This window comes from Pseudomonas sp. B707, from assembly GCF_022496685.1.
Taxonomy (GTDB): Bacteria; Pseudomonadota; Gammaproteobacteria; order Pseudomonadales; family Pseudomonadaceae; genus Aquipseudomonas; species Aquipseudomonas paraglycinae.
Genome location: NZ_WTVE01000034.1, coordinates 1 through 13610, shown reverse-complemented (window position 1 = coordinate 13610; position 13610 = coordinate 1). Strand labels below are relative to the sequence as shown.

Here is a 13610-nt window from a genome sequence, read left to right as displayed (position 1 = left end):
TGCTGTCAATCCGTATAAGACTGACCCGTTTAGCGCGTTGCATGCCTTGTGGGCGGCAGACGCAAAATGGCGGCTAGCCTAACGAATTTGCCCGACAAACGCACTGTTAGAGGGCGAACTATCCGATACGCGACGTTTCTGTGTCGCGTTTTTGCATGTTATTGGGTGAGTGCTTATAAATTGCCATCGTCCACCCGAACGCCAGAAACGACAAAGGCCACCCTAAGGTGGCCTTTGTTGCTGGAGCAGAGAAGTCAGCCGAAGCTTACTTCTTCACTTCCCAGCCAGTCAGCTCGGCCAGGGCCTTGCCGATGTCTGCCAGCGAACGCACGGTTTTCACGCCTGCGTCTTGCAGAGCAGCGAATTTCTCGTCTGCAGTGCCTTTGCCGCCGGAGATGATTGCGCCAGCATGGCCCATGCGCTTGCCCGGAGGAGCAGTCACACCAGCGATGTAGGAAACAACCGGCTTGGTCACGTGTGCCTTGATGTAGGCAGCCGCTTCTTCTTCAGCCGAACCGCCGATCTCGCCGATCATGACGATCGCTTCGGTCTTCGGGTCTTCCTGGAACAGCTTCAGGATGTCGATGAAGTTCGAACCCGGGATCGGGTCACCACCGATGCCGACGCAAGTCGACTGACCGAAACCGGCGTCAGTAGTCTGCTTCACAGCTTCGTAGGTCAGGGTGCCGGAACGGGAAACGATACCGACCTTGCCTGGCAAGTGAATGTGACCTGGCATGATGCCGATCTTGCATTCGCCTGGGGTGATCACGCCTGGGCAGTTAGGGCCGATCAGGGTAACACCCAGCTCGTCGCACTTAACTTTGGCGTCCAGCATGTCCAGGGTAGGAATGCCTTCGGTGATGCAGACGATCAGCTTGATGCCGCCGAAAGCTGCTTCCAGGATCGAGTCCTTGCAGAAAGGAGCCGGAACGTAGATGACGCTGGCGGTGGCGCCAGTGGCTTCTACAGCTTCTTTCACGGTGTTGAACACAGGCAGGTTCAGGTGAGTGGTGCCACCTTTGCCTGGAGTCACGCCGCCAACCATTTTGGTGCCGTAGGCAATGGCTTGTTCGGAGTGGAAAGTACCCTGCGCACCGGTGAAGCCCTGGCAGATTACTTTGGTGTCTTTATTGATCAGGACGCTCATTACTTGCCCTCCGCAGCTTTAACGACTTGTTGAGCAGCGTCGGTCAGGCTGGTAGCAGCGATGATGTTCAAACCGCTTTCTGCCAGTACTTTAGCGCCCAGTTCAGCGTTGTTGCCTTCAAGACGAACAACAACCGGGATTTTCACGCCGACTTCTTTCACTGCACCGATGATGCCTTCGGCAATCATGTCGCAACGAACGATGCCGCCGAAGATGTTAACCAGTACTGCAGCGACATTGCTGTCGGACAGAATGATTTTGAAAGCTTCGGTTACGCGTTCTTTGGTAGCACCACCGCCTACGTCGAGGAAGTTGGCTGGCTTGCCGCCGTGCAGGTTGACGATGTCCATGGTACCCATGGCCAGGCCGGCACCGTTCACCATGCAGCCGATGTTGCCTTCCAGCGCTACGTAGTTCAGTTCGAACTTGGCAGCGTGCGCTTCGCGCGGATCGTCCTGCGACGGATCGTGGAAAGTCTTCAGCTTGGGCTGACGGTACATTGCGTTGGCGTCGATGTTGATCTTGGCATCCAGGCAGTGCAGATCGCCATCAGCCTTGATCACCAGCGGGTTCACTTCCAGCAGAGCCAGGTCGTGATCCTTGAACAGCTTGGCCAGACCTACGAAGATCTTGGCGAACTGAGCAACCTGCTTGCCTTCCAGACCCAGCTGGAATGCCAGCTCGCGACCCTGGAATGGCTGAGCGCCAACCAGTGGATCGATAGTGGCTTTCAGAATTTTTTCTGGAGTGTCGTGAGCGATTTTCTCGATGTCCACGCCACCTTCGGTGGAGGCCATGAACACGATGCGACGGCTCGAACGGTCAACGACAGCGCCCAGGTACAGCTCTTTAGCGATATCAGTGCACGATTCAACCAGGATCTTGGTGACTGGCTGGCCGTTGGCGTCAGTCTGGTAAGTCACCAGACGCTTGCCCAGCCACTGCTGTGCGAAGGCTTTGGCGTCTTCTTTGCTGCGAACCAGCTTGACGCCGCCCGCTTTACCGCGACCACCGGCGTGAACCTGGGCTTTGACAACCCACTCGTTGCCGCCGATTTTGTCGCAAGCTTCTGCTGCTGCTTCCGGGGTGTCTACTGCGAAACCAGTGGAAACTGGCAGGCCGTATTCAGCGAACAGCTGCTTACCCTGATACTCGTGAAGATTCATGCTTTTTACCGTCTTCGTTAGGTACTGCGCATTCGGCGCTGCGCTCTTTATGAGTGCCGCGCCACCTGTGACTGCTGCTTGCGTAGCCTTTCCGGATACCCGGTGCAGCTACGCAAGGCTGCGTCCAGCGGACATTCCGCGGTGAGTCTTGCACGCAAGGCTCACGACGGGCCGTACCGCCGTGGTTTCTTATTGTGTCTTAACGCTTCTTGCGGTTGGCAATGTGGATGGCGCCGCCATTCACTGCCAGAGCTGCTTCGTGCAAGGCTTCGGACAGGGTCGGATGGGAGAAAACCATCATGCCCAGGTCTTCAGCGCTGGTGCCGAATTCCATACCGATCGCGCCCTGCTGAACCAGTTCTGCAGCGCTCGGGCCAATCACGTGCACGCCCAATACGCGGTCAGTCTTGGCATCGGCGATGACCTTGACGAAACCACCGGTATCGTTGGCGGCCATGGCACGGCCGGATGCTGCGAACGGGAAGGTGCCGACGTTAACTTCAACGCCTTCAGCTTTCAAGGCCTGCTCGGTTTTACCGACCCATGCGATTTCCGGGTGAGTATAAATAACCGAAGGGATCAGGTCATAGTTCATCTGGGCCTTGTGGCCTTTGATGCGCTCTACAACCATGATGCCCTCTTCCGAGGCCTTGTGAGCCAGCATCATGCCGCGAACCACGTCACCGATGGCGTAAACGCCCGGTACGGTGGTGGCGCAGTGATCGTCAACGTGCACGAAACCGCGCTCGTCCAGGGTCACGCCGCTGTCGGCAGCCAGCAGATCAGTGGTCACCGGACGGCGACCAACGGCTACGATCAGCTTGTCGAAAGTGATGGTCTGTTCGCCGTTGGCGTCGGTGTAGTTCACAACGACTTCGTCGCCGTTCACTTTCGAGCCGGTTACGCGAGCGCCCAGTTTGATGTCCAGACCCTGTTTGGTCAGGGTTTTCAGCGCTTCCTTGGAAACAGCGGTGTCCGCTGCCATCAGGAAGGTGTCCAGTGCTTCCAGGACAGTTACTTCTGCACCCAGACGCGACCAGACCGAACCCAGTTCCAGACCGATCACGCCAGCACCGATCACGCCCAGACGCTTGGGTACGGTCTGGAATTCCAGTGCGCCAGTCGAATCGACGATGACTTTCTGATCGACCGGAGCCGGTGGAATGTCGATCGGACGCGAACCTGGAGCCAGGATGACGTTTTCGGCTTCGATGACTTCAACCGAGCCGTCCGGCTTGGTGACTTCGACTTTCTTGCCGGCCAGCAGTTTGCCGTGGCCCTGGATCGAAGTAACGCCGTTGGCCTTGAACAGAGTGGCAACACCACCGGTCAGGTTCTTGACGATGCCAGCCTTGCGGCCAACCATCGCAGCGACGTCCATTTTGACTTCGCCGGTCGAGATACCGTGGACGTTGAAGCTTTCTTTCGCTTCCTTGTATTTCCAGGAGCTGTCCAGCAGCGCCTTGGAAGGAATGCAGCCTACGTTCAGGCAGGTGCCGCCCAGGGCTTGCTTGCCTTCAGCATCGGTGTACTTCTCGATGCAGGCAGTGCTCAGGCCGAGTTGCGCGGCCTTGATAGCTGCCACGTAGCCGCCAGGGCCCGCACCGATCACTACTACGTCAAATTTCTGCGACATTCAAAAAATCCTCTTTAGCGAAAAGCTTCAAGCCGCGCGCTGCAAGCCAGGCTGCGTTTTCCCGCAGCTTGAAGCTTGCAGCGCGTGACTGCTTCTATCAGATATCCAGCAACAGACGAGCCGGATCTTCCAGCAGGTTCTTGATGGTCACCAGGAAGGTTACAGCTTCTTTGCCATCGATCAGACGGTGATCGTAGGACAGTGCCAGGTACATCATCGGACGGATCACGACCTGACCGTTGATGGCCATCGGACGCTGGATGATGTTGTGCATGCCCAGAATCGCTGCCTGCGGCGGGTTGACGATCGGAGTCGACATCATCGAACCGAAGGTACCACCGTTGGTGATGGTGAAGGTGCCGCCGGTCATTTCGTCCATCGACAGTTTGCCGTCACGGGCTTTCTTGCCGAAGGTGGCGATGCCGCCTTCGATTTCAGCCAGGCTCATGTGTTCGGCGTTACGCAGAACCGGAACCACCAGGCCACGGTCGCTGGAAACAGCGACGCCGATGTCGGCATAACCGTGGTAAACGATGTCGTTGCCGTCGATCGAAGCGTTGACCGCCGGGAAGCGTTTCAGCGCTTCGGTGGCAGCCTTCACGAAGAACGACATGAAGCCCAGGCGTACGCCGTTGTGGGACTTCTCGAACAGGTCCTTGTACTTCGAACGCAGGGCCATGACTTCGGTCATGTCGACTTCGTTGAAAGTGGTCAGCATCGCCATGTTCGATTGAGCTTCAACCAGACGCTTGGCAACGGTGGCACGAACGCGAGTCATCGGAACGCGCTTCTCGATGCGGTCGCCAGCGGCGAACACAGGAGCGGCGGCGGCCGGAGCAGCAGCCTTGGCAGGCGCGGCAGCCGGAGCGGCTTTCTTGGCAGCAACGGCTGCAACCACGTCTTCCTTGGTCACGCGACCGCCTTTGCCGGTGCCGGCAACGGAAGCGATGTTGATGCCGTTCTCTTCAGCCAGCTTGCGCGCGGCAGGAGCGGCGATCGGGTCGTCTTCGCCATCGGCGGCTGGAGCAGCGGCAGCAGCGGCCGGAGCAGCAGCGGCAGCCGGGGCGGCAGCAGCAGCGCCGCCTTCAACGATGGAGCCCAGCACTTCGTCGGACAGGACGGTTTCGCCCTCGCCCTTGACGATTGCGCCCAGCACGCCGTCGGCGGTAGCCAGCACTTCCAGTACGACTTTGTCGGTTTCGATGTCGACGATCAGTTCGTCACGCTTGACGGCGTCGCCCGGTTGTTTGTGCCAGGTGGCAACGGTGCCATCGGCAACCGATTCCGGGAAAGTGGGGGCTTTGATCTCGATAGCCATTATCTGTGGTTCCTTAAATTCGGTTTCAGGTGCGCGAAGGCGTTAAACGGTAAACGCGTCTTGCAGCAGTTGTTCCTGCTGCTCGGCGTGCATCGATGCGTAACCACATGCTGGGGCAGCAGAAGCCTCACGGCCCGCGTACTCGAGTACGAGAGATTTGTTGAGGTTGCTGATGCTGCGACGCAGGTGGTGCTGGCTGCAGTACCAGGCGCCCTGGTTCATCGGCTCTTCCTGACACCACACGGCCGCTTTGGCGTTGGTGTAAGGAGCCAGGACTTCTTTCAAGTCGTCCTCAGGGAACGGGTACAGCTGCTCGATACGCACGATGGCGATATCTTCGCGGCCTTCGGCACGACGTTTTTCCAGCAGGTCGTAGTAAACCTTGCCACTGCACAGAACAACGCGCTCGACCTTTTTCGGGTCCAGGGCATCGATTTCCGGGATAACGGTCTGGAACGAACCTTCGGCCAGATCTTCCAGGGTCGAGATGGCCAGTTTGTGGCGCAGCAGCGACTTTGGAGTCAGAACGACCAATGGCTTGCGCAGCGGGCGAATCACCTGACGGCGCAGCAAGTGGTAGATCTGGGCCGGAGTGGTCGGCATGCACACCTGAATGTTGTGCTCGGCGCACAGCTGCAGGTAACGCTCAAGACGTGCCGAGCTGTGCTCAGGGCCCTGACCTTCGTAGCCGTGTGGCAGCAGCATGGTCAGACCGCAGAGACGGCCCCACTTGTGCTCGCCGCTGGTGATGAACTGGTCGATAACGACCTGTGCACCGTTGGCGAAGTCGCCGAACTGGGCTTCCCAGATCACCAGCGCGTTCGGCGTGGTGGTCGAGTAACCGTATTCGAACGCCAGTACGGCTTCTTCCGACAGGAACGAGTCGTACAGGTCGAAGCGTGGCTGACCTTCATACAGATGCTTGAGCGGAATGTAGGTACCGGCATCTTTCTGGTTGTGCAGCACAGCGTGACGGTGCGAGAACGTACCGCGGCCGATGTCCTGACCGGTCATGCGGATCGGGTGACCTTCGAACGCCAGGGTCGCGTACGCCATGGTTTCGGCGTAACCCCAGTTGATCGGCAGGCCGCCGGCTTGCATCTTCTGACGGTCTTCGTAGATCTTCGCGACCTGGCGCTGAACCACGAAGCCTTCCGGAATTTCCAGCAGCTTGGCGGACAGTTCCTGCAGGGTCTTGAGGTCGAAACGAGTGTCGTGACGCGCAGTCCAGGCGTGGCCCAGATACGGACGCCAGTCCACGAACAGCTCTTTGTTCGGCTCTTTGACCAGCGATTTCACTACGTGCAGACCGTTGTCCAGCGCGTTGCGGTATTCGTCGACTTTCGCCTGAACACGCTCTGCGTCCAGCACACCGGCCTGGGTCAGACGATCAGCGTACAGCTCACGGGTGGTGCGCTGCTTGGTGATCTGCTGATACATCAGAGGCTGGGTGCCGCTTGGCTCGTCGGCCTCGTTGTGGCCGCGACGACGGTAGCAGACCAGGTCGATCACCACGTCACGCTTGAACTGCATGCGGTAGTCGATGGCCAGCTGGGTCACGAACAATACGGCTTCCGGATCATCACCATTCACATGGAGGATCGGCGCCTGGATCATTTTCGCAACGTCGGTCGCGTACTCGGTGGAACGCGAGTCCAGCGGGTTGCTGATGGTGAAACCAACCTGGTTGTTGATCACGATGTGCACGGTACCGCCGGTCTTGAAACCGCGGGTCTGCGACATCTGGAAGGTTTCCATCACCACGCCCTGACCGGCGAATGCCGCATCACCGTGGATGGAGATCGGCAGAACCTTCTCACCGGTAGGGTCGTTGCGACGATCCTGACGGGCGCGAACCGAACCCTCGACCACCGGGGAAACGATTTCCAGGTGGGACGGGTTGAACGCCATGGCCAGGTGAACTTCACCGCCGGTGGTCATTACGTTGGACGAGAAGCCCTGGTGGTATTTAACGTCACCGGAACCCAGCTCGACCTTCTTCTTGCCTTCGAACTCGTCGAACAGCTCGCGCGGGTTCTTGCCGAAGGTGTTGACCAGTACGTTCAGACGGCCACGGTGGGCCATGCCGATGACGACTTCCTTGGTGCCGTAGGAACCGGAACGCTGGATCAGTTCGTCGAGCATCGGAATCAGGCTTTCGCCGCCTTCCAGACCGAAACGCTTGGTGCCCGGGTATTTGGTGCCCAGGTATTTTTCCAGGCCTTCACCGGCCGTCACGCGCTCGAGCAGGTGGCTCTTGATGTCCGCGGAATATTCCGGACGGCCACGCACGCTTTCCAGACGCTGCTGGAACCACTGGCGCTGCTCGGAATCGGTGATGTGCGTAAATTCAGCGCCGATGGTGCGGCAATATGTCTGCTGCAACGCTTCGTGAATTTCGCGTAGGCTCGCTTCCTCTTTGCCGATGAACAGGTCGCCGGCACGGAAGGTCGTATCAAGATCGGCATTGGTCAAGCCGTAGTGATTGATCGACAGGTCTGCAGGTGCAGGACGCTGCCACAGCCCCAGCGGGTCAAGCTGGGCTGCCTGGTGGCCACGCATACGGTAGGCCTGGATCAATCGCAGCACTTCAACTTGCTTCTTCTCGTGCTCACTGCTCACGCTGCCGGCGGAAACCGGTTGGGCGCGGCGCTGGTTCTTTGCCAGCAGCACGAAATGATCGCGAATTGTGGAGTGCGAAACATCGGTGGCAGAGCTGCCGTCGGCAGGCAGCTTCTGAAAGTAGGTGCGCCACTCTTCTGGCACAGCGTTAGGGTCGTGCAGGTAGAGCTCGTAGAGCTCTTCCACATAGGCAGCGTTTCCACCTGAAAGGTAGGCGCTGTTCCACATGCGCTGCATCACGCTTTCTTGCATGCTTGGTCACCCTCGGTTAGGGGAACACCATCGGTGCCGACACCGAGCAAGCTTGCAGAAGTCCGAATGCAGCGACCAAAACAAGCCACTTAGGATCACACTGATAGTCCGGGTACCAGCCCGGATGCCCCTGCTTGTCTCATTTCTTCAAAATAAGAGCCGCAGCTTATGGCTGCTGCTCTGGTTATAGCCATGGCGCGGGTTGAAGCCCGCGCCTAAGCCCTCTGCGGGTACAGCGGTTACAGCAGCTGAATCACACGCCGCTCGAAAGCAGCATGTTACGGATGTGACCGATGGCCTTAGTCGGGTTCAGGCCTTTCGGACATACGTTGACGCAGTTCATGATGCCCCGGCAGCGGAAGACGCTGAACGGGTCATCGAGGGACGCCAGACGCTCGGAGGTCTTGGTATCACGGCTGTCTGCCAGGAAGCGGTACGCTTGCAGCAGTGCAGCTGGACCCAGGAACTTGTCCGGGTTCCACCAGAAGGACGGGCAAGAGGTCGAGCAGCAGGCGCACAGGATGCACTCGTACAGACCGTCGAGCTTTTCACGCTCTTCAGGGGACTGCAGACGCTCGATGGCCGGAGCCGGCGTGTCGTTCTGCAGGAATGGCTTAACCTTCTCGTATTGCTTGTAGAAGATGCTCATATCGACAACCAGGTCACGGATAACCGGCAAACCTGGCAGCGGACGAACGATCAGCTTGTTACCTTTGACGACAGCGGACAACGGCGTGATGCACGCCAGGCCGTTCTTGCCGTTGATGTTCATGCCGTCGGAGCCACAGACGCCTTCACGGCAGGAGCGACGATAGGAGAAACCTTCGTCCTGCTCTTTGATCAGGGCGAGCACGTCCAGCACCATCAGGTCTTTACCACCGGTATCGACCTGGAATTCCTGCATGAACGGCGCAGCGTCCTGATCAGGGTTGTAACGATAAACACTGACTTGCAACATGGCGGTCACCCTTAATAAGTCCGGACTTTAGGTTCGAAAGTCGGAACAGTCTTCGGCGAGAAGTTCACGGCACGCTTGGCGACGCGTTTCTCACCCGGGAAGTACAGGGTGTGGCACAGCCAGTTTTCGTCGTCACGGTCTTCGAAGTCTTCACGGGCGTGAGCGCCGCGGGACTCTTTACGTACTTCGGCAGCGATGGCGGTAGCTTCAGCCACTTCCAGCAGGTTTTGCAGTTCCAGCGCTTCGATACGTGCAGTGTTGAACGCCTGCGACTTGTCGTTGATCTTCACATTGGCGATGCGCTTGCGCAGATCAGCCAGCTGGGCAATACCCTTCTGCATGTATTCGCCGGTACGGAATACACCGAAGTAGTTCTGCATGCAGCTTTGCAGCTCGCGACGCAGGGTAGCGACGTCTTCGCCGTCGGTACGGTTGTTCAGGGCGTTCAGACGCGCCAGGGCAGCGTCGATGTCGGCTTCGGTAGCGTCGTCGTATTCGATGCCGTCGGTCAGCGCCTTCTCCAGGTGCAGACCGGCAGCGCGGCCGAATACCACCAGGTCGAGCAGCGAGTTGCCGCCCAGACGGTTGGCACCGTGAACCGATACGCAAGCCACTTCACCTACCGCGAACAGACCAGGAATGATCTGATCCACGCCTTCGGCGTCCTGGGTGATCGCCTGACCGTGAATGTTGGTGGCAACGCCGCCCATCATGTAGTGGCAAGTCGGAACAACCGGAACCGGCGCAACCACCGGGTCAACGTGGGCGAAAGTCTTCGACAGTTCGCAGATGCCTGGCAGACGGCTGTGCAGCACTTCCTCGCCCAGGTGGTCGAGTTTGAGCATCACGTGGTCGCCATTCGGACCGCAACCGTTGCCGGCGATGATTTCCTTAACCATCGAACGGGCAACAACGTCACGACCGGCAAGGTCTTTGGCGTTCGGAGCATAACGCTCCATGAAACGCTCGCCGTGCTTGTTGATCAGGTAACCACCTTCACCACGGCAACCTTCGGTAACCAGTACACCGGCGCCGGCGATGCCGGTCGGGTGGAACTGCCACATTTCGATGTCTTGTACCGGCACGCCAGCACGCAGAGCCATGCCGACGCCGTCACCGGTGTTGATCAGGGCGTTGGTGGTGGATGCATAGATACGACCTGCACCGCCGGTAGCCAGTACGGTGGCTTTGGCGCGGATGTAGGTGGTTTCACCGGTTTCGATGCAGATCGCGATCACACCGACGAATTCGCCTTCCTGGTTTTTCACCAGGTCGACAGCGTAGTACTCGTTCAGGAACGTGGTACCGGCTTTCAGGTTGCCCTGATAAAGGGTGTGCAGCAGCGCGTGACCGGTACGGTCGGAAGCGGCGCAGGTACGGGCAGCCTGCCCGCCTTTACCGTAATCCTTCGACTGACCGCCGAACGGACGCTGGTAGATACGGCCTTGCTCGGTACGCGAGAACGGCAGACCCATGTGGTCCAGCTCGAAAACGGCAGCCGGGCCTTCCTGACACATGTATTCGATAGCGTCCTGGTCACCGATGTAGTCGGAACCCTTGACGGTATCGTACATGTGCCAGCGCCAGTCATCGTTCGGGTCGGCCGAAGCGATGGCGCAGGTGATCCCGCCCTGTGCGGACACAGTGTGCGAACGGGTCGGGAAAACCTTGGTGATCACGGCAGTCTTGTGACCGCCCTGTGCCAGTTGCAGCGCTGCGCGCATGCCGGCACCGCCGCCACCAATAATGATGGCGTCGAAAGAAATCGTTGGAATGTTAGCCATGAATCAGATACCCCAGAGAATCTGCACACCCCAGACGAAGTAAGCGAACATCGCGACGCCGCATACTGCCTGGAAAAGGAAACGTACTGCAGTCGCGGACTTGCCCAGCGCCATTGGCGTCAGGTAGTCGGTCGCGATGGTCCACATGCCGACCCAGGCGTGAGCGCCCAGGGCAACCAGTGCCAGCAGACTGAAGATACGCATTCCGTTGTGGGCGAACAGGCCGTGCCATTGGTCGTAGCCAATGCCCGGGTTCGCGGCGAGGTAGCCGATCAGGAATATGAAATAAGCCGCGAGAACGACCGCAGACACACGCTGTGCCATCCAGTCATAGAGGCCCGAACGCGAAAGGTTTGTAACGCTGGTTACCATATCCAAACTCCTGCCAGAACGATCAGCACCACGGAAACGGCGATGATCAGTTTCGAGCCCAGGCGGCCGCCTTCCAGCGTCTCACCGATGCCCATGTCCATGATCAAGTGGCGCACACCGGCAACCAGGTGATACAGAAGAGCGGACAGGAGGCCCCATGCTACGAACTTGGCCAGCGGGCTGGTCAAGCATGCCTTCACCTCGACATAACCTTCCTCGGAACCCAGGGATTTGCCCAATGCATAAAGCATGATGCCAAGGCCCAGGAAGAGGATGATGCCGGAAACACGGTGAAGAAACGACGTAACGCCGGTGATGGGGAGTTTGATGGTCCTTAGGTCTAGGTTTACAGGTCGTTGGCTTTTCACGGCTTTTTTTTCACACTGAAGAGCCCCTAACAATCAGGGCAAAGTTGTTGGGGAGTGCACTGGTCAGGTAACCACCACCCAGGGATGCGACCCCCAATGAAAGCAAGCCCAAAAGCCCTTGGCGGTCGGTCGCCGAGTATAGACAGTTAGGCTACTAATGACAACGCAATCGCCTACCCCCAATAGCGGATTGCACAAGTCGTATAAAAGGCGTAAATGGCAGGCAATTTCGAGGAAAAAGTACGGTTAAAGCCTTCTGGAGCAAGACTTTAGGCAAATTGACATTCGAATTTATCTCACTATAGTGGTGCGGGCCCTGCGTGGGGGGTCTGTCTGATGATTTCAAGCATAAATAGGAGGCCACATGGCTGACAAAAAAGCGCAGTTGATCATCGAGGGCGCAGCCCCCGTCGAGCTGCCCATTTTAACCGGCACCGTTGGTCCCGATGTTATCGATGTTCGGGGCCTGACGGCCACGGGCCGCTTCACTTTCGACCCCGGTTTCATGTCGACCGCTTCCTGCGAATCGAAGATCACCTATATCGACGGCGACAACGGCATCCTGCTGCACCGCGGCTACCCGATCGAACAGCTGGCTGAAAAGTCGGACTACCTGGAAACCTGCTACCTGCTGCTGAACGGCGAACTGCCGACTGCAGAGCAAAAGGCCCAGTTCGTCGGCACCGTGAAGAACCACACCATGGTTCACGAGCAGCTGAAAACCTTTTTCAACGGCTTCCGCCGTGACGCCCACCCGATGGCCGTCATGTGTGGTGTAGTCGGCGCCCTCTCGGCCTTCTACCACGACTCCCTCGACATCAATAACCCGCAGCATCGCGAAATCTCCGCGATCCGCCTGGTTGCCAAGATGCCGACCCTGGCCGCGATGGTTTACAAGTACTCCATGGGCCAACCCATGATGTACCCGCGCAACGATCTGTCGTACGCGGAAAACTTCCTGCACATGATGTTCAACACCCCGTGCGAGATCAAACCGATCAGCCCGGTACTCGCCAAGGCCATGGACCGGATCTTCATCCTCCACGCCGACCACGAGCAGAACGCTTCGACCTCCACCGTGCGTCTGGCGGGCTCTTCGGGTGCCAACCCGTTCGCCTGTATCGCCGCCGGCATCGCCGCACTGTGGGGCCCTGCCCACGGCGGTGCGAACGAAGCCGTGCTGACCATGCTCGATGAAATCGGCGATGTTTCGAACATCGACAAGTTCATCGCCAAGGCCAAGGACAAGAACGATCCGTTCAAGCTGATGGGCTTCGGTCACCGCGTCTACAAGAACCGCGACCCTCGCGCGACTGTAATGAAGCAGACCTGCGACGAAGTGTTGAAGGAACTGGGCATCCAGAACGATCCGCAACTCGAACTGGCCATGCGTCTGGAAGAGATCGCTCTGACCGATCCGTACTTCATCGAGCGCTCGCTGTACCCGAACGTCGACTTCTACTCGGGGATCATCCTCAAGGCGATCGGCATTCCGACCAGCATGTTCACTGTGATCTTCGCCCTGGCACGTACTGTCGGCTGGATTTCGCACTGGAAGGAAATGCTCTCCAGCCCGTACAAGATTGGCCGTCCGCGTCAGCTTTACACTGGCTACGAGTCGCGGGATATCACCAAGCTGGAAGACCGCAAATAAGAGCTGTCTTGCGATAGCCTCTTAGCGTTGTACCGGGAACGGCCTCCATGAGAATGGGGGCCGTTTTTTGTTTTTGCGGTTTTTTTGCGATCTTTGGATTGGGTGTATATCCGTTGCTGCGGTAACGGCTTCTTAGGGTTCCGCCCTTACGGCGGGTCACTTTTTCCAAACGCCGAAAAAGTAACCAAAAAGGCTGAGCCCCGGCGTACGGCACTTCGCCTAGGCTCAGTGTTCCCTCGCTACGGTGTCCATCAGGGGGCATCGCCTACGGTTTGCTTCGCTGCACCTCCTCTCGATGTATGCGGCTTCGCCGCACGGCGCTGCGCGCCT

10 protein-coding genes are annotated in these 13610 nt (G+C 58.4%); 1 reads left to right on the top strand and 9 read right to left on the bottom strand.

Annotated elements, in window-relative coordinates:
• Positions 1–265 precede the first annotated feature (265 nt).
• The 9 genes from sucD to sdhC form a co-directional block, all read right to left on the bottom strand.
• Entirely contained in the window at positions 266–1150 is an 885-nt protein-coding gene (gene sucD / locus GQX66_RS24695; RefSeq protein WP_007959025.1) for a succinate--CoA ligase subunit alpha, read from the bottom strand.
• Positions 1150–2316: an ADP-forming succinate--CoA ligase subunit beta gene (sucC, locus tag GQX66_RS24690; protein ID WP_007959029.1), complete on the bottom strand. Its 1167-nt coding sequence runs from the start codon at positions 2314–2316 to the stop codon at positions 1150–1152. The genes sucD and sucC overlap by 1 nt, the downstream gene beginning before the upstream one ends.
• Before the next feature lie 199 nt (positions 2317–2515).
• On the bottom strand, positions 2516–3952 hold the full coding sequence (gene lpdA / locus GQX66_RS24685; protein ID WP_085682946.1) for a dihydrolipoyl dehydrogenase: 1437 nt from the start codon (positions 3950–3952) through the stop codon (positions 2516–2518).
• 97 nt (positions 3953–4049) lie between these two features.
• The gene (odhB, locus tag GQX66_RS24680; protein WP_007959031.1) at positions 4050–5270 is read right to left on the bottom strand and encodes a 2-oxoglutarate dehydrogenase complex dihydrolipoyllysine-residue succinyltransferase; all 1221 of its coding nucleotides are present in this window, start codon (positions 5268–5270) and stop codon (positions 4050–4052) included.
• 42 nt (positions 5271–5312) lie between these two features.
• A complete protein-coding gene (locus tag GQX66_RS24675) occupies positions 5313–8144 on the bottom strand; it encodes a 2-oxoglutarate dehydrogenase E1 component (protein WP_011333115.1) in 2832 nt (943 codons plus the stop codon).
• A 253-nt stretch (positions 8145–8397) separates the two neighbouring features.
• The gene (locus tag GQX66_RS24670) at positions 8398–9102 is read right to left on the bottom strand and encodes a succinate dehydrogenase iron-sulfur subunit (protein ID WP_007959035.1); all 705 of its coding nucleotides are present in this window, start codon (positions 9100–9102) and stop codon (positions 8398–8400) included.
• A gap of 11 nt (positions 9103–9113) precedes the next feature.
• Positions 9114–10886 (bottom strand): succinate dehydrogenase flavoprotein subunit, encoded by a 1773-nt coding sequence (gene sdhA / locus GQX66_RS24665; protein WP_085747080.1) that lies wholly within the window; start codon positions 10884–10886, stop codon positions 9114–9116.
• Positions 10887–10889: 3 nt separating this feature from the next.
• Entirely contained in the window at positions 10890–11258 is a 369-nt protein-coding gene (gene sdhD, locus GQX66_RS24660; RefSeq protein WP_007977503.1) for a succinate dehydrogenase, hydrophobic membrane anchor protein, read from the bottom strand.
• Positions 11252–11626: a succinate dehydrogenase, cytochrome b556 subunit gene (gene sdhC, locus GQX66_RS24655; protein WP_011333113.1), complete on the bottom strand. Its 375-nt coding sequence runs from the start codon at positions 11624–11626 to the stop codon at positions 11252–11254. Before sdhC ends, sdhD begins: the two co-directional genes overlap by 7 nt.
• 364 nt (positions 11627–11990) lie before the next feature.
• On the opposite strand from sdhC, the gene gltA reads away from it, so the two are divergent.
• Entirely contained in the window at positions 11991–13280 is a 1290-nt protein-coding gene (gene gltA, locus GQX66_RS24650) for a citrate synthase (protein WP_007959044.1), read from the top strand.
• Positions 13281–13610: the final 330 nt, after the last annotated feature.

Excerpts from the sequence above, each read along its gene's own strand:
- sucD (WP_007959025.1), bottom strand. The coding sequence starts at position 1,150 with ATGAGCGTCCTGATCAATAAAGACACCAAAGTAATCTGCCAGGGCTTC.
- sucC (WP_007959029.1), bottom strand. The coding sequence starts at position 2,316 with ATGAATCTTCACGAGTATCAGGGTAAGCAGCTGTTCGCTGAATACGGC.
- lpdA (WP_085682946.1), bottom strand. The coding sequence starts at position 3,952 with ATGTCGCAGAAATTTGACGTAGTAGTGATCGGTGCGGGCCCTGGCGGC.
- odhB (WP_007959031.1), bottom strand. The coding sequence starts at position 5,270 with ATGGCTATCGAGATCAAAGCCCCCACTTTCCCGGAATCGGTTGCCGAT.
- GQX66_RS24675 (WP_011333115.1), bottom strand. The coding sequence starts at position 8,144 with ATGCAAGAAAGCGTGATGCAGCGCATGTGGAACAGCGCCTACCTTTCA.
- GQX66_RS24670 (WP_007959035.1), bottom strand. The coding sequence starts at position 9,102 with ATGTTGCAAGTCAGTGTTTATCGTTACAACCCTGATCAGGACGCTGCG.
- sdhA (WP_085747080.1), bottom strand. The coding sequence starts at position 10,886 with ATGGCTAACATTCCAACGATTTCTTTCGACGCCATCATTATTGGTGGC.
- sdhD (WP_007977503.1), bottom strand. The coding sequence starts at position 11,258 with ATGGTAACCAGCGTTACAAACCTTTCGCGTTCGGGCCTCTATGACTGG.
- gltA (WP_007959044.1), top strand. The coding sequence starts at position 11,991 with ATGGCTGACAAAAAAGCGCAGTTGATCATCGAGGGCGCAGCCCCCGTC.